Here is a 26,610-nt window from a genome sequence, read left to right as displayed (position 1 = left end):
TCGAGGCCATCCCGTCGAAGCGCTGTTCCGGCGCCAGCTCGATCATCTCACCCCCGGCCCTGACCATCGCTGCCGGCACCGCCATCCCCTCCGGCGCTGCCGGCGCGACTTCTTGTGCTTTGGGCATTGACCCAGGCCCTCATTCGATCAATGGTTGCGGATCAATGCTGGACCATCTTCAGGGCGTGCGAAGGGATCCGCTGCGGGACGCGGCACGTGGACCATGGCGCACGCCGCTCCTGCGCTTCCGGGAGAGCTGTTGCCCGGAGGTGACCGATGGCCAAAATGACGTTTTCCGGAGAGACCACGTGGAGCGGTGAGGGCACACGCGCCGATGTGCGCCTGCGCAACCACCGGTTGATCGTCGACGAGCCGCCGGAGCTTGGCGGCAAGAACGAGGGGCCGAACCCGGTAGAGCTGCTCCTCGGCGGGCTCGGATCGTGCCTGACGGTCCTGGCGTCCCTCTATGCCCCGACTCACGGCGTCGATCTCCGGGGCTTCCGGGTGCGTGTCGACGGCGACCTCGATCCGGACGGCTTCCAGGAGAAGGCGTCGGTCCGCCCAGGTTTCCTCGAAATCCGCTGCCACATCGACGTCGACTCGCCCTCGCCGGCGGAGAACGTGCAGGCGCTCGTCGCGCACATCCGCCGGATCTGCCCGGTCCGCGACACCCTCGCCGGCGTCCCGGTGGAGTTCGTGGACGCCGGTGCGCGATCCGAGCTGCCCTCCCGAGAAGAAGAGGCTCGCGCATAGAAGCCGGCGGCGACCGCGCGGTCGTCCGCGCTCGCGCCGGATGTGAAGCGCCGCGACGATAACAATCGGCGGTCTGCCGCAGCTGTCGTTATGTCTGCCACCGCGTGTGCCGCCGTGTCCATCACCGTGGTTGCCGCAACGTCCAGGCCATTGTGTTCGGCGACGCGTTCACGCGATGTGTCAATTGTGCTGCGACACAGAATCAACTTGACAATCGGAGGTGCCTCCGTGTTGTACTGATTGTAAATACCGATCACTTTGATCGGGACGCAGCTTGTCGGACGCCGTACGCATCCGCAATGCTGGAAGCTCTCTCTGCCCATCCATCGCGCTGGGGCGGCAGACCCCGATCCGCGTCCTTGATTGCAAGAAACTGTGAGGTAGTTCTATGTTCCTCTTCATCTCACGCAGCCCAGCTGCATTCCTGGCTCAGGTTGGTTTGCTCGCCACGGCTTCCTGGAGCATCGCGGGGTGCGGCCCCGCGGATCCCCTGGACGGTCCGATCGGAGCTCACGGCGACGCCATCGTCGACGGCGAGCCCGGCGACGAGGTCGAAGAGAGCAGCGCCGGCGAGGGAGCCTCCTTCGCTTCGCGCGAGATCACGCGAGGCCTGCAGGCTCCGATGCGGATCCTCCTGGGGCCGGACGGCTTCCTGTGGTTGACCGAGCGCGTGGCCAAGCGGGTCGTGCGCGTGAGCCCGGCGGACGGCCAGCAGACGACCGCGGTCACCATCGACGAAGCGTTCCAGTCGGGGGGACAGGACGGGGTGCTGGGCCTGGCCCTGCACCCGGATCTGCTCCAGGGCAGGGGAAGAGACTACGTGTACGTCTCCTTCACCTACGACGTCGATCCCGGCCCGGCCGTGGACCGCAGGACGAAGATCCGCCGCTACACGTACAACGCGGCGACCCAGACCCTGGGCAGCCCCGTCGACCTCATCACCGGCCTGCCGGGGAGCGACGATCACAACTCCGCGCGGATCCTGATCGGCCCCGATCAGAAGCTCTATTACACCATCGGGGACCAGGGGAACAACCAGTTCGGCAGGAAGTGCCTGCGCATCCGCGCGCAGGACCTGCCCACGGCGGCCCAGGTCGCGGCGCAGGACTGGCAGGCGTACCAGGGCAAGGTCCTGCGCCTGAACCTCGACGGCTCGATCCCGCACGACAACCCGCGGATCGGCGGCGTCCGCAGCCACATCTATTCGTACGGCCATCGCAACCCGCAGGGGCTCACGTTCGGCCGGGGTGGCAAGCTCTATGCAAACGAGCACGGGCCGAAGAGCGACGACGAGCTGAACTTCATCCTGCCCGGCAAGAACTACGGCTGGCCGCACGTCGCCGGCTACCAGGACGACCAAGCGTACACGTACGACAACTGGTCGGCCTCGAGCCCGACGCCCTGCGAGGCGCTCGAGTGGAACGACTTCGAGGCGCCTCCCTCCGTCCCGCAGCAGGAGGAGAGCGCCTGGAGCCACCCCAATTTCCGGGAGCCGCTCCTCACCTTCTACACCGTCGCGGACGACCACGACTTCACCAGTTCGGTGTGCGGAGAAGTGTTCAACTGGATCTGCTGGCCCACGATCGCGCCCTCCTCGCTCCACTACTACCCCGCGGGGCGCGGCGTCCCGGGGTGGGGGAACTCTCTCCTGATCACCAGCCTCAAGAGGGGCTCGGTGTTCCGGGTCAAGCTGAGCGCGAACGGGAAGTCCGTGGTCGGCGAGCCTGTCCGCCTGTTCCATACCAACAACCGCTACCGCGACCTCGCGATCACCCCGGACCGCCGGACCTTGTACGTGATCACGGACCCGTCGGGGAGCACGAGCGGACTGAACGATCTGGGCACGTCGGTCCTGGACAACCCGGGAGCGATCCTCGAGTTCAAGTACACGGGATCACACTGAGCCAGCGCCCGAGGAGCGGGCCTGCGTCGCACCGGCGCAGGTCCGCGACCCGGCCACGTCGAGCCGTTGCGCTGACTGTGCCTCACCTCAGGCAGAGCTCCTCGACGAGGCTGCGCATCGCGGGGTTCACGGGGAAGTACCGCTCCACCCAGCGCAGGAGCGAAAGCGCCGATTCCGGCGTCCTCTCGTAGCCCTGCATGAACGAGGCGAAATCAGCCGCCATGTCCGGATACTGCTGCTCGATGCGCCGCTCGCGGCCGAACGGATCGCGGAGCACCGGCTCGGGCGTCCTGATGTGCGGGAGCAGCTCCATCACCCGATCGACCGCGTATCCCTGCACGAACCGGTATGCCGAGAGCTTCTCCCCGCGCCGATACCGGCATAGACCGACGTACAGGTTGGTCACCAGCTCGCCCACGCTCCACGCGACGGACCGCTCCTGTCGATCCGCGATCTCCTGGGCCGGGATCCGCAAGGACTCATCGCAGTCGCCCGCCTTCCAGACGAATCGCCCCTCGGCGTAGCGCACCTTGGGCAGCTCCTCTGGCTCGTACACCTCGAGCTCGCAGAAGATCCCGTCCTCGTAGAGCAGCTTGTAGCCGTGCGGCGTGTTCTGGAAGCTCCACGCCACGGGGTGGGCCGCGCTCATCCAGCGCAGATCACGGAGGAGCTCGGCCTTGTGGCCGGGGCGCACGACGGCGTAGAAGTCGAGGTCCGAGTACCTGTCGGCCCGCGCGGTCTCGACGCCCATCGAGCCCAGCCCGATCAACGCGAGCGCCTTGCCGCTGCTCTCGAGCGAACGGCCGATCGCGTCCAGCCGCTCGTGTAGCTGCTCCGGTCGATTCATGACGTTCCTCCCGCGCTGCTCGCCATGTGCTCCACAGCTGGACGCTCCGTCGTACAGTCACGCTGCACGCTCTGGTTCGCATGATGCCTGTGAGCAAGCGGCGGTTCAAGCGCGGGGGAGGGCGACATCCCGGCCCCCGGCGATCGCCCGGATCGCCGGGGGTGATCTCCCGGATCGCCCCGAGCGCGCGCGGTCGACCCCGCTCTCGCCTCGATTCGACCTCGGCCCTGGTCGCGACTGGAATCGTTCACCGGCACTGACAGGCACGGACGCTGCAAGCTGCAGTGACACGAGCGAAGCACGCAGATCGCCGTGAAAACCGGAGGAGGACACATGGGTCGGAGAGATGGTCGCACAGCGCTGCTGACGTTGGTTTGCTTCGGCACTCTCGTGGGGTGCATCACGGCGGCCGACGAGCCGGAAGGCGCGGAGGACACGGCGAGCCAGGGGTACGCCGAGGTGTCCTACGGCCCCGGCTCGGGGTGGAACCTCGTGTGGTCGGACGAGTTCGACGGATCGAGCCTGAACACAGCCAACTGGAACGTGCTCACGAGCAACTACGATCCGGTCACCAACAATTGCAACTTCGGCACCGGAGAGCTCGAGTACCCGCGCGCCTCGAACGTCGCCGTCCGCGACGGCAAGCTGATCCTCTCCGCGCAGCGCACGAGCGACAACCCGGCCGCGCCGCAGTGCACCGGGTACGGCGGGCGCTCCTTCTACTCCGGCCGCATCCACACGAAGGGCAAGGTCGAGCGACGGTACGGCAAGATCGCGGCGAGCATCAAGGTGCCCTCCGGCTACGGGATGTGGCCGGCGTTCTGGACCCTGGGCGCCAACGTCGACTCCGGCGCCAACGCGTGGCCGCGCTCGGGCGAGATCGACATCCTCGAGTGGAGATCCACCGAGCCCACCTGGATGCAGTCTGCGGTCCACTGGTGGAACGGTGGGCAGGCGGACTGGGGGACCGGGGCGAGCCGCGGATCGAGCCTCGCCGATTCCTTCCACGTCTACGAGGTCGAGTGGTCGTCGAGCAGCATGATCTTCAGGCTCGACGGCAGCATCGTGGCCAATAACACGTACTACCATAACGAGGCGGAGTTCCAGCAGAACCACTATATCCTCTTGAACCTCGCCATCGGCGGCAACTGGTACGGCAACCCGAGCCCCGCGAGCATCGATCTGCCGTCGGGCACCACGAAGACCATGGAGGTCGAGTGGGTGCGCTGGTACCAGCAGGGCGGCGGCTCGAGCGGCATCTCCCTCACCAACCCGAGCTTCGAGTCCGGGTTGACCGGCTGGACCAACTGGAGCCCGAACGGCACCGGGGCAGCGAGCTTCAGCGAGACGTACGGCGGCGCGCAATCCGGCTCCTACCACCTCACCCACTGGACCAATGGATCTCCGTTCGAGGTGTGGACGTACCAGACGCGCTCGGGCCTCGCGACGGGCGACTACAAGGTCCGAGCGTGGGTGAAGAAAGCCGGCAGCTACGATTTCAGCCGGCTCCAGGCCAAGACGTGCGGCTCGTGCTCGCCCGTCTACACGACGGTCGGGACCCATGAGGGCTGGACGCAGATCGAGACGCCCGCGATTCACGTCACGGGCGGTTATCTGGAGTTCGGCTTCCACACGAAGGCCACCTCCGGCAACCCGGCCAACTTCATCCACATGGATAACGTCGAGCTGATCCGCCTCTGACCGTCGCGAGGCGGGACGCGGCGCTCACGATGCCCCTCGGCCACCGTGGTGGACCGGCTCGCGGCCGCCAAGCATCGTGCGGCCGTCGAGCGTCGTGAGGCCATCTGCTCGCGCCAGCGCCGTGTCCCACGCAGGCGCACCATGTCCGCTGCCCCCTGCTGCGCGCGCCTGTTCGACGCCGCGCTGGCTTGATCTGCTCCGCGATCTGTCGTCGTCACTGGCTGCTCTATCCTCGCAGGATGCAGATTCATGGTCGCCGTCCGCCATGGCTCCTGAGGAGCCGGCCCTCCCTGCTCCTCGGACCACTCCCGTTCCTCCTGGCCGGCCCGCTCACCGCGTGCGCCCGCGCGCCGGCGCAGGAGATCGATCCCGCCGTGTCGCGCGCGGCGGAGATCGCGCCCGCAGCGCGCGGCGGCGACGCCGCGCGGCGCGCCTTCCCGGAGATCGCGATCGACGCGCCCATCCTGAGCGCGGCGCCGGGCTACGGTCCCGCGGCCGCGTTCGACGGGACGCGTTACCTCGTCGCCTGGACCGACGTCCGCACGCAGCGACCCTCCGTCTATGGCGCGCGGGTCGCGGCCGACGGCACGGTCCTGGATCCCTATGGCATCCGGATCTTCGAGGACACGTCGCCGCCCGCGGCGGGCAACCCGAACCTCGACAACGTCGGTGTCGCCTTCGACGGCACGAACTTCCTGGTCATCGCGGACGTCGCCGGCGAGGTGCGCGGCGCGCGGGTGAGCCCTGCCGGTGTGGTGCTCGATCCTCACGGCTTCGCGATCTCGGCGGGGGGCGACAGCTACGGCCCGACGGTCGGCTTCGACGGGGCAAACTACGTGGTCGCCTGGGCGCGCCTCGGGGGCAGCGCTGGCAACGGCATTTACTGGGCGGAGGTCACCCCGGACGGCGCTGTCGTCAATCCGGGCGGGAAGCTCGTGGTGAGCGGCGTCGCCTGCGGCGATTTGGAAAGCCCGCTCGTGAGCGTGTCGTTCGACGGCGAGCACCATTTCCTGACCTGGATCGGGTGGCGGGAGGGCCTGGGCGTCCAGGTCCGCGGCGCCCGCGTCAGCCCGCTGTCCGGCGTCACGCTGGACCCCGAGGGGCTGCCGATCGGCCCGCTCTTCCCTGCCACGTCCTGCCGGGGCAACCACGCGGCGGCGAGCTTCGACGGCGCAAACCACGTGGTCGCGTGGAGCACCAGCGATTCGACCACCGTCACGAACAACGTCCACGCCGCGCGGGTCACCCCCTCGGGCACGGTGCTCGATCCGGAGGGGATCCTCCTCGGCTCGTCGAGCGCGGATTTCACGCGCATCGGCTCGGTCGACGCGGATTTCAACGGCGCCCGCACCGTGATCGCCTGGAGCGAGGTGGGCTCGGACGACGGCGGAGAGTTCGCCCTTCCCGTGCGCGTCATGCAGCTCGATCCGGACGGCTCGGTGATCACCCCGCTCGCCTCCGAGCTCGAGCGCGGCGTGGGCCCCTCGCTCTGCTCGAACGGGGCGGGCACCCTCGCGCTCTGGGCGCTCCGGGACTGGCCGGACCCGCCGTCTTCCCATGCCCGCATCAAGGCCGCGCGGCTCAGCGAAGACGGCGTCTCGCTCGACAGGACGCCGCTGACGCTGGCGACGCATGCCAACGCCGAGGAGGTGCGGGCCGCCGCGTCGGACGGGGAGAGCTTCTTCGTCGTCTGGAACGACAGCCGCTGGCCGAGCCTGGACGGGCGGGGCCTCTACGGGGCGCGGATCTCCGCGTCGGGCGAGGTCCTCGACCCCGCCGGCATCCTGCTCACCGGCGCGCCGGTCGACGCCGTGAGCGTCGCCTATGACGGCGCCAACTACGTCGTTGTCTTCGCGCGCTGGCGCGCGGACAGCAACAATCCTCTGAGGGCCGTGCGGGTGAGCCCGGGGGGCGTCGTGCTCGACGCGGCGTCGATCGAGCTGCCGGTCTGCTCGCAGGCCCCCCACTCGGTCCCTCCCTCCGTCGCGTCGGACGGCGCGGGCACGCTGGTCGTGGCGAACGGCTGCGACTACGAGGACCTGGCGGTGGCCGCGGTGCGGCTCGACGGGGAGGGCGTGCCCGGCCCCGCGGTCGCGCTCGCTCCCGCGACCGAAGCGACGGAGGTCATGGCGCCGCAGGTGGCGTTCGGCAGCAACAGCTACCTCGTGGTCTGGCACGAGCCCGGGATCCTGCGCGGGCGGCGGGTGAGCCCGGACGGGGAGCCGCTGGCTCCGGCGGCGACAGCGCAGGTGCGGGCGGCTCTGGTGGCGACGGCGCGGTCGGGAGCGGAGGCGCGGGCGGCTCCGGCGGTGACACCGCGAGCGCGGGCGGCACCGCGGGCGCCGGCGGAGGCGGCACCTCGGGCGCCGGCGGAGGCGGCACCTCGGGCGCCGGCGGAGGCGGCACCTCGGGCGCCGGCGGAGGCGGCACCTCGGGCGCCGGCGGAGGCGGCACCTCGGGCGCGGGGGGCCAGCCCGGCGACGATCCCGGCGACGGCGGCGGCTGTGGGGCCTGCGCGGTGGGCTCGTCCTCGCCGCCGGCCGGCGCGCCGGGGATGCTCGCGCTCGGCCTCGGCGCCCTGTTCGCCCTGCGTCGATATCGCGTGACGGGCGAAAGCAAGAACCCTCGTCCACGGTAATCGCCGCCCGCATGCGCGCGTGCCCCGGATCGGGGCCTGGAGCAGGCACAGCGCGCCATCGATGTAAAAGATCGGATCGGTGTTCTTCGTTCTGGCGATGGGCCGAGGAGCGTCTACCCGCGCATCGTGGGCAAGGCCGTGGTGCTGCCGGAGATGTGGGTCTTCATCGCGCTGTTCAGCCGGCGCGCCGCACGGCGACGCCGACGCCGGCGGTGCTCCAGCAGCCGCCCATCGTCCAGGAGAGGGTGGTGTTGGAGTTGGCCACGAGGTAGCCGGCCAGCGCGACCATCGTCGCCGGAGAGGTCTGGCGCAGGTTCATGGTGGAGGTCGCCGCCTCGAGGTTCATGGTGGCGCCGGCGTTGCCGTTGCGCGCCGCCATCACCGTGTACACGAACGAGCCGGTCGCGCTGAAGTCGGTGCTGACCCCTCGGGACGCCGAGGCGCCGCAGTCGGTCGCGCTGGCGTGGATGCCGGTCGTGGTGGTGCTCGCGAACGGGTTCGACTGATGCACGCCCTTCAGCTCCACCACGTTGGCGAAGTACACGCCCCAGCTGCTCGAGTTCGCCATCCGCACCACCACGGACTTGTCGCCGGTGGTGGTCGGCAGCTGGCTGTCCAGGAGGTAGTAGATGCGCGCCGCTGCGTTGAGCTCGCCCGGCACCTGCTGCGCGTTGAAGAGCGTCATCGCCACGCCGGCGTAGGTGACGCTCACCGGCACGAGCGAGTTCTCGGAGGCGACGACCCCGAGCAGGACCATGCGATCGTTGCCCGGCAGCGTCTCCAGCGTGTGGGTCATGGTGATGATCGGCGTCGAGGCCCCGCTGGCGTTCGTCATGCCGGTCTTGTCCGAGTTGACGACGATGATGTCCGGCGTGACCACGCAGTTGCCGCTCGAGCAGATGGGCCTCGCTCCCGAGCACACGTGGCCGCAGTCGCCGCAGTTGCTGGCGGTGCCGAGCCGGGTGGTGCAGCCGTCACCGGGGTCGCCGCAAGCCTTCCAGCCCGCGTTGCAGGTGGGCACGCAGGTGCCGGCGGTGCAGGCGACGGCGCTCGCGTTCATGCTGCTGCACACGTCGCCGCAGTCAGCGCAGTTGCTGACGGTCCCGAGCTGGGTGGTGCAGCCGTTCTCCGGGTTCGCGCACGCTTTCCAGCCCGCGCTGCAGGTGGGCACGCAGGCGCCGCCCGTGCAGGTGGTGGCGCTCGCGTGCGCTTGAAGGCACCGGGTGCCGCAATCGCCGCAGGCGTTGATGTCGCTGGAGGTGTCCTTCTCGCAGCCGTTCGTGCCGTTGCCGTCGCAGTTGCGCCACAGGCCGCTGCACGCCGGCTGGCAGTCGCCGGACCGGCAGCTGTTGCTGGTCACGTGCGCGCCGGCGGCGGTGCTGCACACCCGGCCGCAATCGCCGCAGTGGCTCGCGTTCGTGGCGGTGTCCGTCTCGCACCCGTTGTTCACGTTGCCGTCGCAGCTCTCGTAGGCTCCGGAGCACACGGGGTTGCAGCCCGACGCGCTGCAGGTGTTGCTGACGACGTGGGCGCTGGTCCCGCTCTGGCACACGAGGTTGCAGCCGAGGCAGTTGTTCTCGTCGTTCCACAGGTCGATGTTGCAGCCGTTCTTCGGCACCCCGCAGTCGTCGTACTGCGCGGTCGTGCACACCGGGTTGCAGGTGCCGTCGACGCACTGGTTGCTGGTGGTGTGGATGGTGTTGCACTGGGTGCTGCAGTCGCCGCAGTGCACCTCGTCGGTCCTGACGTTGGCCTCGCAGCCGTCGGTCAGCGAGCTGTTGCAGTTGGCGTAGTCCGCCTTGCAGCCGACGAAGTTGCAGGTGCCGCTCTGGCAGGTCGCGGTGGCGTTCGCGTAGATGGTGTTGCAGTCGACGCCGCCGGCGGCCGCGCAGGCGCCGCAGTGGGTCTGGTTGGAGTTGATGTTCGTCTCGCAGCCGTTGTCCGGATTGCCGTCGCAATCGCCCATCCCGCTGTTGCAGGTCCTCACCTGGCAGTCGCCGCCCTCGCACTTGGGGGTGCCGCCGGCGACGGTGCAGACCTCGCCGCAGCCGCCGCAGTGGCCGAGGCTCGTCTCCGTGTTGGTCTCGCAGCCGTCGCTGTAGCCGCCGCCGCAGTCGGCGAAGCCCGGGTCGCAGCTGTCGATGGCGCAGCCGGTGGCCGTGCATTTGCCGGTGCCGTTGGCGACCGTGCACAGGCCGCCGCACGTGCCGCAGTTCTCCGGATCGGCGGCCAGATCCACCTCGCAGCCGTCCTCGGGATCGCCGTTGCAGTCGCCCTTGCCGGCCGGGCAAACCGTCTCGCCGCACACGCCGTTGCGGCACCAGGGCCTGCCGCCCGCCGTGGGCACACACGGGTTGCCGCACCCGCCGCAGTTGAGCACGTCGCGGGTGATCAGCCTCTCGCAGCCGTCGACGATGTCGCCGTTGCAGTCGCTGTAGCCCTCGTCACACGCGATCTTGCACTCCGACCCCTCGCACGACGCGTCGCCGTGCTCGGCCGGGCACAGCTCGTTGCACCCGCCGCAGTGGCTCGAGTCGGTCGAGGTGTTCACCTCGCAGCCGTTCTCGGGATCGCCGTCGCAGTCGGCGAAAGGCGCCACGCACTCGTCGACCCTGCAGGCGCCGCCCTGGCACTCCGCGGTCGCGTGCGGCAGCGTGCACTTCTGGCCGCAGCTGCCGCAGTTGTCCGCGTCGGTGCGCACGTTCACCTCGCACTCACCCCCGGACTGGCGATCGCAGTTGGCGTAGCCATCCGGGCAGGTGGGGCCGCACACCTCGTCGATGCAATCGTTGCTGAGGCAGTCCCTGCTCGAGCGGCAACTCTTGCCGTCCTGGCAGCCCTCGCAGTTGGCGCCGCAGTCCACGTCGCTCTCGGTGCCGTTGGGCACGCCGTCGGTGCAGGTCGCCGCGACGCATTGGCTCTCCTGGCACACGCCGCTCTCGCAGTCGCTGGCCTCGTTGCAGGTTTGGCCGGTCGTGCACTTCTTGTCGCAGCTGCCGCCGCAATCGATGTCCGACTCCGAGCCGTCGCGGGCGTCGTTCATGCAACCCGCTTCCTGGCAAACGGCGTCGATGCACTCGCCCTCGGCGCAGTCGCGGCTCGCGGCGCAGCCGGAGCCGAGCGGGCATGGCGCACACTCGCCGCCGCAGTTCAGGCCCGTCTCGCCGTCGGACTGCGTGTCGTCGATACAGTGCGCCGGGACGGGCCCGTCTGTGAACGCGAAGTCCGGCACGCTGCACGAAACAGCGAAGAGCCCCGCCGTCAGCGCGGCGGCCAGGAACGCGCGGAGCAGCGCGAAGCAACGCATAAAGCTCGGGGTCGACATCCAGCGAGAAAAGTACCATCCTCTGGCGGATTTCGCGGCCACAAATCGAGGCCGCGCCAGGATCCGCGCCCGGGGCTCTGCCGGCGCGCTCGCACCTCCGACGACGACGCGGCGCGGCGTCGCGCGCCGCGAAGGCCGCGCCGCCACGTTGACAGGAGCGGAGACGTCAAGTCACTATGGTCAACGTAGCATGAGGAATTTTCTACGAATGTTCCGCGTCGCAGCGGTGAGGAATTTTCCACGGATGTTCCGCGTCGCAGCGCTGCGGAATTTTCCACGAATGTTCCTCGTCGCAGCGGCGCTGCTGCTGCTCGAGGCGCCCGCGCTCGCCCAGGACGCCGACGAGCTCAAGCAAGCTCGCGCGCAGTTCCAGCAGGCGACCGAGCTCGAGCAGGCCGGCAACTGGGCCGCGGCCCTGCAGCGGTTCCGCGAGGTCGGTCAGGTGCGGATGACGCCGCAGGTTCGCTTCCACATCGCCGTGTGCGAGGAGAATCTGGGGCGGCTCGTGGCCGCGCTCGGCGGCTACGAGCTGGCGCTCGCGGAGGCCGACGCCGTGGGGCCCGACTTCCGGGCCGAGGTCGAGCAGTCGATCGGCCGGCTGCGCGCCCGGATCCCGAGGCTCGTCATCGTGCGCGGCAAAGGGGCGGCCTCCGCGGCCATCGCGCTCGACGGCGTCGCCCTCGGCGGTACGTCCGTCGGCGTCGAGGTGCCGCTCGATCCCGGGCCTCACGCGCTCACCGCCAAGGCTCCCAATTTCAAGCCGTTTCAACAAACGGTGGAGCTGAAGGAGGACGGGGTGACGCGCGTCGAGGTCACGCTCGAAGCGTTGCCGCAAGAGCTGCTGATCCAGGCGGGCGCCTTGCAGGAGAAGCCGCCGTCCAAGGTGGTGCCGTACGTCGTCGGGGGCGTCGGCGCCGCGAGCCTGATCGGCTCCGGGGTGTTGTTCGTGCTCCGCCAGGGAGCGCTCCAGGATCTGGAAGACGCCTGCGGTCCGGGCGGCAAGTCGTGCCCGCCCTCCATGGGGTCGCGCTACGACGACCTCAAATTCTACCACTACGGCGCGCAGGTGGCGCTCGGCGTCGGCGTCGCCGCGGTCGGCACGGCGACCGCGATCTTGCTCCTTCAGAAGAAGCCAAAAGAGCCCGCGAAGACCTCGCTCGAGCTCGTGCCCGTCGCGGGCGGATCCGAGATAGGCGCGAGTCTCTCAGGAGTATTCTGAGGGGGTTGTGTCAGAGCGGGGTTGCAGATTCATGGGATGCGGGCTCAGCCGTTAAGCAGGCGAGTGAGGGTACGAAAGTACGCTGCAGCGAGCCGAACGACACGGATGAGCCCGCAGCGCACGACGTGCCGTGTTTCGAGCGAGCGCGACCGACGGATCCGGCCGCGCAGCAGCTCGTCAGACAGAGCCTAGAACCCCGGATCGTGCTTCCACGACCTGGTCGGCGCGGGGTTTGGCGTCGGGCTCGGCGACTTGGTCTGCTCGGCGGGCTTGCTCTGACGGCGGGGCGCTGGGCTCGCGTGTGACCCCGGGCGCGAGGCCGTCGCTGTGCTGGCCGGGACGGGGGCAGACGGCTCGCCCGGGGGCGCGCCGGGCTCGGTCGCAGGGGGGGCCGCCGCGTTGGGAGACGCGGGGGCCGGCGCCTCCGCGTTGGGAGGCGCGGGCGCCCGCGCCTCGGCGTTGGGAGGCGCCGGCGCCGGGGCGGCGGGCGCGGCGACGTAAGGAAGAGGGGATGGTGCGTCGGCGCTCTGGAGCTGCAGCACGGCGAACACGCCGGCGGCGACGAGCGCGAGGGTCACGACGGCGAGCGGCACGCGGCTCTTGGTGCGCGCGAACGGAGGGATCTCGTCGTCGGGCGTGGTCGTTCCCACCTCGCCCGGGGGCGCGCGGCGGATGTCGACGGCGTTGAAGGCGCTCACCACCGAGTGACTCGTGCCGGTCACGTCGGAGAGGCCGAGGTTGCCGCTCGGCGGATTGCGGTCGGCGCGCTCCAGCGCTTCGGTGAGGGCCGCGCGCGTTTGCTGGTGCTGCTCCTCGAACAGCTCGCGGATGAAACTGGCGACGTCCTCGTCGGCGGCGCGCTGGTTGGGCGGCAGCGCCTTGTCGAGCGCTCGCCGCAGCTCGTTGGCCGTGGCGTAGCGCTGGTCGCGATCCTTTTCGAGCGCGCGCAGCAGCACGGCCTCGAGCGAGGCCGGGTAGTCGGGCTGGAACGTGTGCGGCGCCACCACCGGCTCCGGCGACGAGATGGCGAACAGCGTCGCGCCCTCGGATTCCTTGCGGAACGGGTGTTTGCCGGTGGTGAGCACGTAGAGCACGATGCCCATCGCGAACACGTCGACGCGCCGGTCGATCGCGTCGCCGCGCACCTGCTCCGGCGCCGTGTAGCTCACCTTGCCCTTGAGCTGGCCGGCCTGCGTCGTGCTGTCGTTGAACGCGGTGGCCTTGGCCACGCCGAAGTCCACCACCTTGGCCACGCCGTCGTACGTGACCAGGATGTTCTGCGGGGAGATGTCGCGGTGCACCAGGCCGACGAGGTTGCCGCTGTTGTCCTTGAGCTCGTGCGCGGCGTGCAGGCCGGCGCAGGCCTGCACCACGATGCGCAAGGCGATCGGGATCGGCACGCCGTTCCGCCTCTTCGCGACCTTCATCACCTGGCTGAGCGGAACGCCGTCGATCCACTCCATCGCCAGGAACAGCACGCCGTCCTGCTCGCCGAGATCGAGGATCTCGACGGCGTGCGGGTGGCGGATCTGGGACGCGAGCGACGCCTCCAGGAGGAACATGCGCTCGAACTGGTCGTCCTCGGACAGCTTCGGCAGCATCGTCTTCACGGCGACGATCTTCTGGAAGCCGCGCGTTCCCTTCAGCCGCGCCGCCCACACCATGGCCATGCCGCCTGATGCGATCGGCAGCAGCAGCTCGTAACGACCCAGCACGGACCCGGGACCGAGCTCGGCCGGGGTGCTCGGTAAGATGTTCGGCGCAGTGTTCACGCTACTCAGGATGTCTACTAAGTTCCCTGAACTGTACGAGTGTGTGACGAAACCAAGCAAGTGCCTAGCGAGAAGAAACACGTCGGAGACGAGTCGCGGCTGTCGCACCCACGCCCCCATCCCCTTACATTGACCGGCAGCCGGCGGCGGCGCTTCGCAGGTGGCAGCTGCCGCGTCCGCAGGTCGTGGGGTGAAGGCGGCCCGTTTAGTGCATGGATGAGTTGTAGATACAACGTTGCTTTTTCAGGAGGCTGGAACGGGCGCCCACGCGAGCGCGACCGTGAGCCGGCAGCCTGCATCGTCGACGTGTCGAGAGGTGTTGGCTCGCTGACGATGAACGCGGACCCGACCTTCCCCTTGGCGCCCGACCTTCGGCCCCGTCTAGCCTGCGTCCAAGACGGCTTTTAATCAGCGCGTGCAGCGCGGCTGTATGATGGGTGGGACGGTCGCGACGAGGAGCTTGACTTTCGGATCATGTCTTGGTTCCTACCCCGTCAACATCGGAGTCAAGTCCGGGTCGCCTTCGGCCATCGCCCGCTGGTCAGCGGGCCGCCCGCCGATGTGCTGCAGATACACGAGAATGTTTCGATAAACCATCACGAGAAGCACGAGCGATCGCGCCACCGGCGCTCAATCTCCGTGCCGATTCGCTCGATGTGTCCCGCGGCCTCTGCCGGAAGGCCGCGCCTTCCTCATGTCAGGATCTCGACATACCCGTCGGTTCCATGCACGCGGATGTGTTGCCCGTCCCGGATCAACTTGGTCGCATTCTCCACGCCGACGACGGCCGGCAAGCCGTATTCCCGGGCGATCACCGCGCCGTGGGTCATCAGGCTCCCCACCTCGGTCACCAGGCCCTTGATGGACACGAACAAGGGCGTCCAGCTGGGGTCGGTGAAGGTGGTGACCAGGATGTCCCCCGCCTCCAGGTCCGCATCGGCCATGTCCAAGAGGACGCGAGCTCGTCCCTCGACGACGCCGGAGGAGACCGGTAGGCCGACGATGGCTCCGGCGGGGAGACCGCCTCGTTTGTACGCACCTCCCACGATCTCCCCATCGGACGTGATGACGCGCGGCGGCGTCAGCTTCTTGTTGAGCTCGTGTTCGGCTTTCCGTTTGCTGAGGAGCTGGTCGTCCAGCTGATGCGTGCGCACGACCTCGCGAAGCTCGTCGAACGTGAGGTAGTAGATGTCTTCAACGTCGCGGATCACGTTGGCCTGCACGAGCCGCTCGGCTTCCTGCAGCAAGGCCTGCTTGTAAACGAAGTAGCGGTTGACGATGCCGTACTTCGGATACTCGCGATAACCGAGGAAGCTCCGGAGCCGGTCGATCATCCGCTGGGCCTCGCTGGCCTTCTGCTCCCCATCCGGCAGCTGCCTCAACCGGCCCAGCAACACGCGCGCTTGCTGCAAGGCCTCCTGCCGCCCCTGCTCGAACTTCCGCTCGCCGGCATGAGGCTCGAAGTTCTTGACGTTGCTCAGGAGCAAGGGGACCAGGGTCGTCGGCTTCTCGCTCCAGCGGGCTCTCGTGATGTCGATCTCCCCGGCGCATCGCATGCCGTATTTGTCGAGGTAAGCCCTCACGGCGTCCCGGGCTTCCCGCCCGCCGTCGAGCTCGGCCAGCTCATCCAAGAAGCCCTCGTGCTTCACGTTCTGCAAATAAGCGACCACGTCCGGATGAGGGCGGATCACGTCGGCGACATGCAACAACGCCAGGCCCATCTCCGACGTAATGTTGTTCGGCACGGACTGGGAGAGTGTATCCGCGGCGTTCCTCTCGCCGAGCCACGCCATCATCTTCTCGTTGATCCACCAGAAAGCGTTCATGGCCGCCATGATCACGCCCATGCTCCGTGGATCGGACAAGGACTTCTTCAAGCGCTGGATGTCCTCCCCGATGAAGTCGAGCAACGCCGTTCCGGTCTTGGTCCGGATGTCGCGCTTCAGCTCCTCGAGCGCGGCCTGGCTGCGCTCGATCAACCCCGCGACGAGCGCCGGGTCGTCTTCGACCTGCGCGTCGAAGCGGCCGGGCGCCGTCCCTTGTTTGCCTGGGCCGGGACGCGCGGCCGTCGGATCGTCGGGCAACGGCTCGATGAAATCTCCCCGCTCGATGATGGTCAAGAGGGCGTCCCTGATGAACGGATCGGAGCGCCCGATGAGATCCAGGAGGGCGTCCCGGCTGGCCGGTGAGGCCAGCTGCTTCGTGGGATCGACGAACAACCTGCCGCCCGCTGCGTGCATGGGGCCAGCAGCGGTCAACTGGAACAAGGACAGCCCCAAGGGCTTCATCGGGTCGGTCATCATCTGCTGGTGGCCGACGGATACGTAGACGTGGTTGCCTCGAGCACCTGCTTCGGGGATGGGGTACAGGGTCGTGATCGGCCGGCTCTGGACGATGTGGAGCTCCTCCTCGACCAGGCACCACTCGATGTCCTGGGGATGGCCGAAATGCCCTTCGATCTGCCGGCCCAGGCGCTCGAGCCGCAGGATCTGCGCGTCCGTCAGCACCTGCACGTCCTGCCGCTCGGGCTCGATCGCCCGTTCTTCGGTGCCGCCCTCCTCCAGGGCGCGCGTGGCCAGCGTCTTCCTGGCGATCGCCTTCTCGATGACCTGGCCGTTCCGCACCCTGTAGCGATCGGCGCTCGCCAGGCCGGCGACCAGGGCCTCCCCCAGGCCGAAGCCTGCCTCGATCGACGACACCTTCCGGTTCGACGTGACGGGATCGGCCGTGAAGAGGATCCCGGCCGCCTGCGGGAAGACCATCTTCTGCACCACCACCGCCATGTGGACCTTGCGGTGGTCGAAGCCGTGCTGGATCCGGTAGGTCACCGCCCGGTCGGTGAAGAGCGATGCCCAGCACCGGCGGACGTGCTGGAGGATCGCCTGCGCCCCGATCACGTTCAGATACGTATCCTGCTGGCCCGCGAAGGAAGCCCCCGGCAAATCCTCCGCGGTCGCGCTGGACCGTACGGCGTGGGCGTCGTCCGCGCCGAGCCTGGAAAGCGCCTGGGTGAGCGCCTCTTGCACGTCCTCAGGGATGGCCGTCCCTTCGATGATCCGGCGCAGCTCGCCGCTGAGCTCGCGGATGCCGTCCCGGTCCTCCACCTCGAGCAACGACAACCGATCGAGCAACCCGCCGATCGACGGCGCTTCTCCCATGATCCGCTGGAAGGCCTCGGTCGTGACGCAAAAGCCCGCGGGCACGCGGATCCCCTCGATCCTGGTCAGCTCCCCCAGGTTCGCGCCCTTCCCCCCGACCACCTTGGCCTTCGTTCGATCGGCCTCCTGGAGACCAAGCACATAGGTTCGCATCCGTTGACCTCCATCGGGGCGTCGGCAGCTCGTTCGCTTCCACGGATCGCCTCGCCCCCCTTGTCGAAGGGCGCCACTGTAACGCGAACCTCCGCGCCGTTCAAACTGGCGCTACGACTGGATTTCAGGCCGTCGTTGACCGCGCCCACACGCACAGGCGTGCCCCTTCGCGTTCTCGACCGCCATCCACGCGGCCACCGAACCGAGGGGGATGTTTGGGGTGCAACTCTACACCTCCGGTCGGATGGCACGTGGCACATTGCAAGTGGCACGTTCCACGTGCCACGCCGTTACGGCGTGCCGTCGTGCCACCGAGCGCTGGCGACGGGGACGGCCGCTGGCGCGCAGGCAGACATACGGGCCTGGTACACACGTTGCTTTGCAACCCAGCTTCGGCAGGGGCATGGGCCATCCCTTTCGGATCCGGGCGAACGTCGGGTCTTGTCGCCGCGGATCTGTCGCATCGAAAGGAGTCATCATGGAATACACTGGGTTGGAGCGCGCTCATCGGAACGAGCCGCGGCGTCGCCGCCTCCTGCGCGCGCCTCGCAGGAGCTCGACGCTCGTTGCTGCGGTCATCATGTCGGCGAGCGTGGGGGCTTGCGGCGGGGTCGAGGGACCGGGCGCGGACGAGCCTCTGGAGCCTGGAAGCGCTCCCGCCGCATTGAATATCGCTGGTGAAGAGTTCAAAGGCTGGCGACAGCTGCCGGCGCTGGCGAACGCCACGTTGGACCCGGCCCTCTGCACCGACGCGGCGCGCGCCTACATCGCCTTCTCGCTCACCTCGAGCGGCTTCCTGTATGGGGTCAGCGACAACACGCCCGGGTTCTCGAGCTGGGCGAAATACACGCCGTCGCAGCGAAAGTTCGGCACGAGCCCTGCGTGTGCCATGATCTTCCCCACCAGCTCCGAGAGGCACTTCATCGTGGTGGCGCGCGGGTCGACGAACCCCCTGAATCAGACGGACCGGAGGCTGTTCTGGAGCTACGGCAAGTGGGTGGGCGGGGCTACGGCCAATCCCCCGGAACCGGTGTCCACCGCGAGCTCGTGGAATGCTATCGACGACAACACGTACGCGAGCGGGGGGAGCCCGGCCATCGCTTCGCGCAACGACAAGGTCGTCGTTACCCTCCTCGCGGACGACGGCCAGCTCCATGCTTACTACAAGGATCCGAACCAAAACTGGAGCAACAGGATAGAGGGGCCGGACATGCCAGCAGGCTGGACGGCGATCGGAACTCCCGCGATCGCGTTCCTGGAGAGCTGGCTGCAGAAGTACACGATCGTCGTCCTCGCGAGGAACGCCAGCTCTACCCAGTTCAGATTCTACTACACCTTCTTCGACGGCACGAACTTCGTCGATGCCACCGGCGGTCCTGCTGCGACGTTCGAGCAGCTGCCGCTCGCGAGCAGCACGGCCACGGCGCCCACGGCGGACAGCGAGCCCGGGCTCGAGTGGGACGGCGACCAGCTGTTCACCAGCACGCTCTACTACCGAGTCGGCGACTTCATCTACCAGACCTCCGGCTTCCTCTACGACTACGGGCAGCACGGAATCCTGCCGATTCGAGGCGACCTGAACAAGCAGTTCCGCAGCGCGCCCTCGGTGGTCGGCGGTGTGCCGTTCGATCAGGGCCGACACCAGGTCCTGGCGCGGGACAGCTCGAACACGCTGTGGCACATCGAGTCCCAGAACGATGGCCTGACCCCGTGACGCGGCCCGGCCGCACCTGAGCGGAGCTTCGCCTGGTATGCACGTTGCTTATCTTCTGCCGCGCGACGTGCCGCGCGACGCACCGGCGTTCGGCTGGTCGACTTTGCGCCGTGATGCCCCGCGGGCAGCGGCGTGTTTCACCTGTGGCGTCCGGCCCAAAGCTGGATCTTGACAGTACGAAGGAGAACAATCCCATGTCCAATATCGATATCATCCGCGCCTGGAAAGACGAGTCCTACCGCCTGAGCCTCAGCGACGCCGAACGTGCGCTCCTTCCGGAGAGCCCGGCGGGTCCTGTGGAGCTCGGTGATGCTGCAGGCGGCGCTGGCGCGAGCGCGATGGCGAAGATCACCCAGCCGGCTTCGTGGTGTATCTGTTCGACCAAGAGCATCTGCGTCTGCGCGATGTGATGCTGACCGCGTTCGCCGAGGCATAAGCCATGTGTCGGATGGGCGCCGCGGGGCACGCGGCGCCCATCCGACGCGCCTTTCTCTCTGACTTCACCGGAGGCTCTCCGTCATGACCCCGCGCCTGTTCGATGTACCCGACTGGCAAAAGGCCACAGCCCTGAAGGAGCGGCTGGTCCTCCTGCGCGCGCGCCCCGGCGCCGGCGCAGCAGAAGATCCGCTGGAGTCGGAGCGGGCGCGGCGCTGGCGCGCGCAGGCGCCCTTCACCGACACCTCCCTCTTCGCACAGAAGCTCGCTTCCGAGGGGCTGGTCGAGGAGGAGTGGAGGCGCCTCGTGGGAGAGCGGGCCTCCATGGTGCACGAACGCGCGGGCGGGCCGCCGTCGTTCGTGCCGGGCCTCGTCGCCGCGTACGAGCGTCCCTCCGACGTCTCCGTGGAGGATTTCCTCCATGACACCGAGCGCCTCGATCATCGTATCCGCGGCGCCGCGGGGTTCCTGGTCGCCGTGGAGCCGCTGCTCCGGCGGGCCCGCGCCCGCCTGCGCGAGGGCCTCCACGCGCTCGTCGAGGCGGCCCCGTTCGTGCCGTTCGATCCCGCGGTGGCCGAGCGGCTGTGGCTGCTCGATCTGCCAGGCGCGATGCTGGCCGTGATGGATCGGACATTCGCGCTGGAGATGCACGTGGCCCGCATGCAGGGCCTGCTCTCCGGCGACACGCCCGAGCAGCGGTTCGCGAGCTTCCTCGAACGGCTGCGCGATCCTGCGGTCGTGCTCGCCATCTTCCGGGAGTACCCGGTCCTCGCGAAGGACCTCGTCGTCTGCGTCGATCAATGGGTCGCCTACGGCCTCGAGTTCCTCCGCCACCTGATCGCCGATTGGGAGGTGATCCGCGCTGCATACTGTCCGTCCTCCGACCCCGGCGAGCTCGTCCGCATCGAGACCGGCGCGGGCGATGCGCACCGCCAGGGCCGATCGGTCCTGCTGCTCCGCTTCTCGTCAGGCCTCAAGCTCGTCTACAAGCCCAAGGCGCTGGCGGTCGATGTCCACTTTCAGGAGCTCGTGGCCTTCTTGAACGCGCGCGGCCTCGACCCCGCGCTGCGGGAGCTCACGGTGCTCGATCGCGGCGCCTATGGCTGGCTCGAGCACGCGACGCCCGCCACGTGCGCCTCCGAGGACGAGGTGCGCCGGTTCTACCGCCGGCAGGGAGCGCTGGTGCTCCTGACCTACATGCTGGGGGCAACGGACTTCCATTACGAGAACGTGATCGCCGTGGGCGAGCACCCCGTGCTCATCGATCTGGAGACGTTGTTCCATCCGTACCCGAGCCCACGCAGGGATGTGCCTGCGCCCACGGACGGGTCCTTCTACAGGTCCGTCCTGCGATCTGGCCTGTTGCCCTCGGCGAGCGACGACATCGGCCTCTCGGGCGTGGACATCAGCGGGCTCGGCACCCCGCCCGGACAGAAGACCTCGGTAGGAATACCCACCTGGGAGGAGGAAGGCACCGATCGGCTGCGCTTCACGCGTAAGGTCATGGGCCTGAACGCTGGCCACAACCGGGCGACGTTGAACGGCGCCCACATCGACGTGATCGACTACATCGACGACATCGTCGCTGGCTTCTCGGCGGCGTACCGGCTCGTGGTCGCGCTGCGCGACGCGCTGCTCGCACAGGACGGCCCGATCGCCCGCTTCGCGCACGACGAGGTGCGCGTGATCGTCCGCAGCTCGCAGCGCTACGCCGTGCTGCGCTACGAGTCTCGCCATCCGAACCTGCTCCGCGATGCGCTCGATCGCGATCGAGCGCTCGACAGGCTGTGGAACGACGTCGCGAGCGTGCCCTCGCTGGCAAAGCTCATCTCTTCCGAGCGCGAGGATCTGTGGCGCGGCGACATCCCCATGTTCTTCACGACGCCGAGCGAGACGACGCTCCGCGACAGCATGGGCCGTCCGATCGAGGGGGTGCTCGACGAGCCTAGCTACCGGCAAGTCCTGCGGCATCTCCGCAGCTTCGACGAGCGCGACCTCGACCGGCAGATCTGGTTCCTGCGCGCCTCCCTCGCGACGTTGGAGACGCGCGCGACGACGGGCCGCCGCCGCCCGCGCCGCCCGCCTGCGGACACGGCGGCGCCGATCGCGCGCTCGCGCTTGCTCCGGGCCGCGCGCAGGATCAGCGAGCGTATCGGCGCGCTCGCGCATGCGGACAACGAGCTTATCTACTACGGCGTGACGCTGCGCGGCGACCGGTGGAGCTTCGGCTCGGTGGAGAACAATCTCTACAGCGGCGCCAGCGGGATCGCGCTGTTCCTCGGCTACGCGGGCGCGGTCACGGGGGATGCGCAGGCGGCCGCGCTCGCGCACGCGACGCTCCGGCAAGCCCACCAGAGCATGGAGCGCGGCGCGGCGAGCGTGCGGGGCATCGGAGCGTTCGAGGGCTGGGGCTCGCTGCTCTACGCCTCGACGCACCTCGGGGTCCTGTGGGGCGATCCCGCGCTCCTCGCCGACGCCGCGGCGATCGCCGCGCGCATCGAGGCGCTCGTCCCCGAGGATGTGCAGCTCGATCTGGTGGGCGGCGCGGCCGGCGCGATCGCGGCGCTGCTCGGCCTGCACGCCGTCGCGCCGTCCGAAGCGGCGCTGCGCGCGGCGGTCGCGTGCGGCGCGCACCTGCTCGAGCGCGCACAGCCCGCCGGCAAGGGCGTCGCGTGGCCGTGCCCCGAGGAGGTCCTCGCGCCGCTCACGGGCTTCGCGCACGGCGCGGCTGGCGTGGCGTGGGCGCTCCACGCGCTCGCGAGAGCGACGGGGCAGGCCCGCTTCAAGGCGGCCGCGCAGCAGGCGCTCGCCTACGAGCGCGGCGCGTTCGTGCCCGGGAAAGGCTGGCCCGACTGGCGCAAGTCCGAGGGCGCATCGTTGTCACAGCCGAGCTACGAGACGGCGTGGTGCCACGGGGCGCCAGGGATCGGGCTGTCCCGCCTGCCGATCGTCGCGGCGGACGGCGACGAGACGGCGCGCGCCGAGGTGCTCGCCGCGCTGGAGCTGACGCTCCAGCAACGGTACGCGTCGGATCACAGCCTCTGCCACGGCGATCTCGGGAACATCGAGCTCTTCGCCGAGGCTGCCCGTGTGCTCGACGAACCGAGGTACCGGGCCGAGGCCGATCGCCGCGCCGCCGTGCTGCTCGACAGCCTGGATCGCGACGGGCCGATCTGCGGCCTGCCGCTCGCGGCCGAGGAGCCGGGGCTGATGGTGGGTATCGCCGGGATCGGTTACGGGCTGCTGCGGCTCGCCGAGCCCACGGTCGTGCCGTCCGTGCTGCTCCTCGCGCCGCCTCCCGCGCGGTCCTCCTGAGCTCGGATGCCTCGGCGATCGATTGTCCGAGCGGACCACGGGCGGCGGGCGGGTCCGGACCGCTCAATCAAGCTCTTCCTTGTTGACGGCGGGCCGGCGAAAAACCATTGACATACGTCAATGACGAATGTCAGCGGACCGATCGATCTACCAAGGACGGACGATCCGCGCTGGAGCGGAGCCGGGTTCTCCGATAGATCTCGCCCCAAGGCGGCATCGGTCCATGGCTCCTCGTCCGGTGAAGGCTGGCTCCACGGTGCGGGATCGCCAGCGCGAGGACACGCGGCAGCGCATCTACGAGGCGGCCATCGCCGTCTTCCGGCGCGACGGCTTCGCGACCGCCCGCATCGAGGACATCGCCAGGCTGGCGGGCGTCAGCCACGGATCGTTCTACTTCCACTTCCCCACCAAGGACGACGTGCTCTTCCAGCACCACCGGGAGCTCGATCAGCGCGTCGTCGCCGCGCTCTCGGCGCTCCCCGAGGACGCGCCGCTGCGTGGGCTCCTGGACACGTTGTGCGCCGCCTTCGGCACGGAGTGGGAGCGCGACAGCTCGCTCGTGCCGGATCTCGCCGCGGCGATGATCCGCAAAGGCATGGTGCGCACGCCCCCCGCGGACATGAGCCCGGTCGGCAGCCTGCTCACCGAGCGCTTCCGCCTGGCGGCCGATCGCGGCGAGCTCCGGCGCGAGCTCCCGATGGAGTGGCTCTGCAGCCTCTTGCTCGGTCAGCTGTTCACGACGACGATCGCCTGGCTCGCCGATCCGGCGCTGCCGCTCAGCACAGCGCTCCAGCGGACCGCCGCGCTCTTTCTGACCGGCGCCTCCGCGAGCAGGTAGACGGCCGGCGCGCCGCGAGGGGGATCCGCCGCGCCGCTGCCGCGCCGGCGGGGCGCCGCGCGCCGAGCGCACGATCGCGCCGCGCCGCGGACCTCCGGCCGTGACGTGCTCACGGCGCGCCAGGGGTGAACGGCGCCCCCGGAGGCGCCCATCGTTCGGGTCTTCAGCACGCGTGGAATCAGGACGCGTAAAAGAAGAGGAGATGATGATCATGATCAACAGGCCTTGGACTATCGTTCTCGGCTCGCTCGTCGCCCTCGTGGGCTGCGCCAGCGAGTCTCCGGTCAACCCTGTGGACGTGAGCCCCCCGGACAAGGACCCCACGGCCACGGCGGGTCCGACGTTCCACAAGGACGTGGCGCCCATCCTGCAGAAGCGCTGCCAGGGCTGCCACTCGCCGGGCGAGATCGCGCCCTTCAGCCTGAACGACTACGCCGACGTGAAGCAGGTCTCGAGCCGGATCGTGACGGTGACGCAGGAGCGGACCATGCCGCCCTGGGGCGCCATCGAGACGGACGAGTGCACGCCGCGCTTCGGCTGGAAGGACGACAGCAGGCTCTCCGACGCGGAGCTCGCGACCCTCGAGGCCTGGCACGACGCCGGCGCCCCCGAGGGCGACCCCGCGGACGCGCCCCCCGCGATCGAGCCGCCTGGGCTCCACGGCCTCGAGGGCGTCAGCGCCACCATCGAGCCCGCGGCGCCGTTCGTGACGGGCGGCGACGACGACCAGTTCCGCTGCTTCGTCATGGATCCGAAGCTCACGCAGGACACGTTCGTGAACGGCATGAACGTGGTCCCGGGGAACTCGAAGGTCGTCCACCACGTGGTGGTCTTCACCGACCCGCACGCGGAGAGCGACGCCCTGGCCGACGCCGATGGCGGCTACGAGTGCTTCGGCAGCTCCGGCGTCCAGGACACCCAGGTCCTCGGCGTGTGGGTGCCGGGCGGGCGGCCGACCGAGTTCCCGCCCAACGCCGGCTTCCTCGTCCCTGCGGGCTCGAGGCTGGTGATGCAGGTCCACTACCACCCGGCGGGCACGGTCGCCGAGCCCGACGCGACCAAGGTACAGCTGCGGTTCCTCCCGGAGCCGCCGGAGTACCGGGTCGTCTTCATCGCGTTCGGCAACTTCCCGTCGCAATGGCCGAACGGCGACGGCCTCCAGCCGGGGCCCAACGACAGGGAGGGGCCCGAGTTCTTCGTCCCCGCAGGGGCCAAGGACCACACCGAGGTCATGAAGGTCACGCTCCCCGAGACGTTCATGGGGGAGTCGCTGGTGGACGGCATCAGGCTCTACAGCGCGATGACCCACATGCATTATGTCGGGACAGACATGCTGGTCGACGTCCAGCGCCCGAGCCCAGAGGGCAGCGATCCGGCCGAGGAGTGCGTGGTCCAGACGCCGCGGTGGGACTTCAACTGGCAGCAGACGTACACCCTCGACGCGCCGATCGAGGAGCTCCCCGTCCTCAAGACCGGCGACGTCATGACCCTGCGTTGCCTCTACGACAACACCATGGATAACCCCTTCGTGCGGCGGGCGCTCCTCGAGGAGAACCTCACCGCGCCGCGGGATATCGTCCTCGGCGAGAGCTCGCTCGACGAGATGTGCATCGGCCTCTTCAACGGGTTCGTCAAGAACTGACGGGCGACGCCGCTACTGGGTCGCGCCGATCTCGTCGAGGAAGGCGCTGTAGGCATCGACCTTGTCCCCCGGGACCACGTCGATGCCGAGGTTGACCAGGTCGCCGTCGATCATCGCGTCATGCCGATCGAGGATCGCCTTGGTCGCCTTGAGGCCGAGGCTGTTGATGCCGTAGAGGATGTAGGGCACGAGGTACCCCTCGTAGTACTGCCGCTGGACGTGCGTGGCCTGGATGAGGCCCTTGTTCATGTAGTCGACGGTCTTCGGGTTGAAATCGAAGGCGACGACGGGGAGCTCCGGCTTGCCCGCGGCCTCCGCGGCCAGCGCGCACCAGTACGAGACGTCGAACAGGCCGAGGAGCCCCACGACGGGCGGATCCGCCGTCTCGATCTCGTTCCTCATCCATTCGACGTCGCCGTCCTCGCCGCCCTCGCCCCAGGTCACCGATCGCACGACGACGCTGTAACCAGCTTGCTCGAGCACGGTCCGGGCGCCCCGCGTCCGCTCCAGGCCGGGGGCCCAGGTCGGGTCGGTGCTGCCGTGGATGACCACCGTGCCCGGCGTCTCCTTGGGCAGCAGCTTGAGCAGGGTCGCCGCGGCCGCGGCCCCGGCGGGCTCGTTGATGGTGCCGACGTAGAGCGCGCGCTTCGACTGCGCCACGTCGCTGTCGAGCGTCACCACGTGGACTCCCTCCGCGATGGCCTCGTCGATGGCGGCCGCGTTGTCATCGCCGAACGGCGAGATGCCGATCCCTTCGGCGCCGTCGAGCACCGTCTGTGCGATCTGATCGTTCTGGTACTCCGATTTTGCGGCCTGATCGTTCGTCACGGCCTGGGCCCCGATCACGTTCCCCGTGACCCCGAGCTCGCCCATGGCCCGGCTCGCGCCCGTGGCGACCGGCGCAAAGAAGGCTTCGATGGTCTTCAGGAGGACCGTCATCTGCATCGGCTTGATCGGGCCCTCGTTGATCTCGGCGACGAGGTCGTCGATCATCGCCTCGAGCTCCACCGGGGTGAACTCGTTCTCGAGGGTCCTCGGCCGCTTGATGGGCGCGGCCTGCTGGTTCGTGCCCGACGTGTCGTCCGATCCGCACGCCGCCGTCGCCAGCACGAGCCCGAGCGCCGCCATCCAGCATCGTCCAATCCTCAGCATCATACCCCTCCTTGTCGTCGATAGGTCGATAGCGCGGAACCCCTG

15 protein-coding genes are annotated in these 26,610 nt (G+C 69.0%); 10 read left to right on the top strand and 5 right to left on the bottom strand.

All coding sequences use genetic code 11. From position 1 onward, the window contains the following. Window positions 1-276: 276 nt before the first annotated feature. Together WMF43_RS32085 and WMF43_RS32080 are read left to right on the top strand one after the other, a co-directional pair. Entirely contained in the window at window positions 277-753 is a 477-nt protein-coding gene (locus WMF43_RS32085; protein WP_437670586.1) for an OsmC family protein, read from the top strand. A gap of 388 nt (window positions 754-1,141) precedes the next feature. Beyond that, window positions 1,142-2,656: a glucose/sorbosone family PQQ-dependent dehydrogenase gene (locus tag WMF43_RS32080; protein WP_437670584.1), complete on the top strand. Its 1,515-nt coding sequence runs from the start codon at window positions 1,142-1,144 to the stop codon at window positions 2,654-2,656. An 82-nt stretch (window positions 2,657-2,738) separates the two neighbouring features. Here WMF43_RS32080 and WMF43_RS32075 read toward each other — a convergent pair whose 3' ends face one another. Continuing rightward, window positions 2,739-3,503: a hypothetical protein gene (locus tag WMF43_RS32075; protein WP_437670582.1), complete on the bottom strand. Its 765-nt coding sequence runs from the start codon at window positions 3,501-3,503 to the stop codon at window positions 2,739-2,741. 333 nt (window positions 3,504-3,836) lie between these two features. On the opposite strand from WMF43_RS32075, the gene WMF43_RS32070 reads away from it, so the two are divergent. Continuing rightward, on the top strand, window positions 3,837-5,204 hold the full coding sequence (locus WMF43_RS32070; protein ID WP_437670580.1) for a glycoside hydrolase family 16 protein: 1,368 nt from the start codon (window positions 3,837-3,839) through the stop codon (window positions 5,202-5,204). Between the two features lie 239 nt (window positions 5,205-5,443). Next, on the top strand, window positions 5,444-7,810 hold the full coding sequence (locus WMF43_RS32065; protein ID WP_437670578.1) for a hypothetical protein: 2,367 nt from the start codon (window positions 5,444-5,446) through the stop codon (window positions 7,808-7,810). Window positions 7,811-8,017: 207 nt separating this feature from the next. Here WMF43_RS32065 and WMF43_RS32060 read toward each other — a convergent pair whose 3' ends face one another. Continuing rightward, window positions 8,018-11,149 carry a hypothetical protein gene (locus tag WMF43_RS32060; protein WP_437670576.1) on the bottom strand — a complete coding sequence of 1,044 codons (3,132 nt, stop codon included), beginning with the start codon at window positions 11,147-11,149 and terminating at the stop codon, window positions 8,018-8,020. Window positions 11,150-11,447: 298 nt separating this feature from the next. Here WMF43_RS32060 and WMF43_RS32055 point away from each other — a divergent pair, with 298 nt between their 5' ends. Beyond that, window positions 11,448-12,386, top strand: coding sequence for a PEGA domain-containing protein (locus tag WMF43_RS32055; RefSeq protein WP_437670574.1), 939 nt, complete (start codon window positions 11,448-11,450; stop codon window positions 12,384-12,386). Between the two features lie 188 nt (window positions 12,387-12,574). Here WMF43_RS32055 and WMF43_RS32050 read toward each other — a convergent pair whose 3' ends face one another. Continuing rightward, window positions 12,575-14,158 (bottom strand): serine/threonine protein kinase, encoded by a 1,584-nt coding sequence (locus tag WMF43_RS32050; RefSeq protein WP_437670572.1) that lies wholly within the window; start codon window positions 14,156-14,158, stop codon window positions 12,575-12,577. 692 nt (window positions 14,159-14,850) lie between these two features. Then, the gene (gene rph / locus WMF43_RS32045) at window positions 14,851-17,469 is read right to left on the bottom strand and encodes a rifamycin-inactivating phosphotransferase (protein WP_437670570.1); all 2,619 of its coding nucleotides are present in this window, start codon (window positions 17,467-17,469) and stop codon (window positions 14,851-14,853) included. 664 nt (window positions 17,470-18,133) lie between these two features. Between rph and WMF43_RS32040 the strand changes: the two genes are divergently transcribed. The 5 genes from WMF43_RS32040 to WMF43_RS32020 all read left to right on the top strand — a co-directional run bounded on the left by WMF43_RS32040 (window position 18,134) and on the right by WMF43_RS32020 (window position 25,413). Continuing rightward, the gene (locus tag WMF43_RS32040; RefSeq protein ID WP_437670568.1) at window positions 18,134-19,183 is read left to right on the top strand and encodes a hypothetical protein; all 1,050 of its coding nucleotides are present in this window, start codon (window positions 18,134-18,136) and stop codon (window positions 19,181-19,183) included. 194 nt (window positions 19,184-19,377) lie between these two features. Next, entirely contained in the window at window positions 19,378-19,593 is a 216-nt protein-coding gene (locus WMF43_RS32035; protein ID WP_437670566.1) for a mersacidin/lichenicidin family type 2 lantibiotic, read from the top strand. Window positions 19,594-19,702: 109 nt separating this feature from the next. Then, on the top strand, window positions 19,703-22,933 hold the full coding sequence (locus tag WMF43_RS32030) for a type 2 lanthipeptide synthetase LanM family protein (protein WP_437670564.1): 3,231 nt from the start codon (window positions 19,703-19,705) through the stop codon (window positions 22,931-22,933). A gap of 223 nt (window positions 22,934-23,156) precedes the next feature. Further along, window positions 23,157-23,771 (top strand): TetR/AcrR family transcriptional regulator, encoded by a 615-nt coding sequence (locus tag WMF43_RS32025; protein WP_437670562.1) that lies wholly within the window; start codon window positions 23,157-23,159, stop codon window positions 23,769-23,771. Between the two features lie 211 nt (window positions 23,772-23,982). Next, window positions 23,983-25,413 carry a hypothetical protein gene (locus tag WMF43_RS32020; protein ID WP_437670560.1) on the top strand — a complete coding sequence of 477 codons (1,431 nt, stop codon included), beginning with the start codon at window positions 23,983-23,985 and terminating at the stop codon, window positions 25,411-25,413. 12 nt (window positions 25,414-25,425) lie between these two features. Here the strand turns inward: WMF43_RS32020 and WMF43_RS32015 are convergent, their stop codons facing one another. Then, window positions 25,426-26,568 (bottom strand): substrate-binding domain-containing protein, encoded by a 1,143-nt coding sequence (locus WMF43_RS32015; RefSeq protein ID WP_437670558.1) that lies wholly within the window; start codon window positions 26,566-26,568, stop codon window positions 25,426-25,428. Between the last annotated feature and the right edge of the window lie 42 nt (window positions 26,569-26,610).

It is taken from the genome of Sorangium sp. So ce131 (assembly GCF_051519095.1).
In the GTDB taxonomy this organism is placed as follows: domain Bacteria; phylum Myxococcota_A; class Polyangia; order Polyangiales; family Polyangiaceae; genus Sorangium.
This window is presented reverse-complemented; position numbering and strand designations above follow the sequence as displayed.

What these genes read in the sequence shown, in the direction of transcription:
- WMF43_RS32085 (WP_437670586.1), top strand. Translation starts at nt 277, where the DNA reads ATGGCCAAAATGACGTTTTCCGGAGAGACCACGTGGAGCGGTGAGGGC.
- WMF43_RS32080 (WP_437670584.1), top strand. Translation starts at nt 1,142, where the DNA reads ATGTTCCTCTTCATCTCACGCAGCCCAGCTGCATTCCTGGCTCAGGTT.
- WMF43_RS32075 (WP_437670582.1), bottom strand. Translation starts at nt 3,503, where the DNA reads ATGAATCGACCGGAGCAGCTACACGAGCGGCTGGACGCGATCGGCCGT.
- WMF43_RS32070 (WP_437670580.1), top strand. Translation starts at nt 3,837, where the DNA reads ATGGGTCGGAGAGATGGTCGCACAGCGCTGCTGACGTTGGTTTGCTTC.
- WMF43_RS32065 (WP_437670578.1), top strand. Translation starts at nt 5,444, where the DNA reads ATGCAGATTCATGGTCGCCGTCCGCCATGGCTCCTGAGGAGCCGGCCC.
- WMF43_RS32060 (WP_437670576.1), bottom strand. Translation starts at nt 11,149, where the DNA reads ATGCGTTGCTTCGCGCTGCTCCGCGCGTTCCTGGCCGCCGCGCTGACG.
- WMF43_RS32055 (WP_437670574.1), top strand. Translation starts at nt 11,448, where the DNA reads ATGTTCCTCGTCGCAGCGGCGCTGCTGCTGCTCGAGGCGCCCGCGCTC.
- rph (WP_437670570.1), bottom strand. Translation starts at nt 17,469, where the DNA reads ATGCGAACCTATGTGCTTGGTCTCCAGGAGGCCGATCGAACGAAGGCC.
- WMF43_RS32035 (WP_437670566.1), top strand. Translation starts at nt 19,378, where the DNA reads ATGTCCAATATCGATATCATCCGCGCCTGGAAAGACGAGTCCTACCGC.
- WMF43_RS32030 (WP_437670564.1), top strand. Translation starts at nt 19,703, where the DNA reads ATGACCCCGCGCCTGTTCGATGTACCCGACTGGCAAAAGGCCACAGCC.
- WMF43_RS32025 (WP_437670562.1), top strand. Translation starts at nt 23,157, where the DNA reads ATGGCTCCTCGTCCGGTGAAGGCTGGCTCCACGGTGCGGGATCGCCAG.
- WMF43_RS32020 (WP_437670560.1), top strand. Translation starts at nt 23,983, where the DNA reads ATGATCAACAGGCCTTGGACTATCGTTCTCGGCTCGCTCGTCGCCCTC.
- WMF43_RS32015 (WP_437670558.1), bottom strand. Translation starts at nt 26,568, where the DNA reads ATGATGCTGAGGATTGGACGATGCTGGATGGCGGCGCTCGGGCTCGTG.